Source organism: Streptomyces africanus, assembly GCF_002150735.1.
Taxonomy (GTDB): Bacteria; Actinomycetota; Actinomycetes; order Streptomycetales; family Streptomycetaceae; genus Streptomyces; species Streptomyces africanus.
Map to the genome: position 1 here is coordinate 5,781 of NZ_MUKA01000454.1, position 531 is coordinate 6,311.

The window sequence follows — 531 nt, forward strand, 5'->3', positions numbered from 1 at the left end:
CCAGCGGGATGCCGCGCTGGTCGCACAGCTCGATGAAGTGGGCGCCCTTCTGGGCGGACTCGGAGAACAGGATGCCGTTGTTGGCGACGATGCCCACCGGGTGGCCGTGGATCCGGGCGAAGCCCGTGACCAGGGTCTGGCCGAACTCGGACTTGAACTCGGCGAAACGGGAGCCGTCGACGACCCGGGCGATGATCTCGCGCACGTCGTAGGGGGTGCGGGAGTCGACCGGGACCGCGCCGTAGAGGCCGTGCGGGTCGACCTTGGGCTCTGTGGGTTCCGTGACCTCCCAGGGGAGGGGGCCGCGGGCGGGGAGGGTGGAGACGATCGTGCGGACGATGCGCAGGGCGTGCGCGTCGTTCTCCGCGAGGTGGTCCGTGACGCCCGAGACGCGGGAGTGGACCTCGCCGCCGCCGAGCTCCTCCGCCGTGACGACCTCGCCCGTGGCCGCCTTCACCAGGGGCGGGCCGCCCAGGAAGATCGTGCCCTGGTTGCGGACGATCACCGCCTCGTCGCTCATGGCCGGGACGT

1 protein-coding gene is annotated in these 531 nt (G+C 71.8%); it reads right to left on the reverse strand.

Going from position 1 to position 531, the window contains the following annotated elements; translation table 11 throughout:
* Positions 1-531: carboxyl transferase domain-containing protein (locus CCL05_RS46725; protein ID WP_425275977.1), on the reverse strand; the 531-nt coding region annotated here is incomplete at both ends.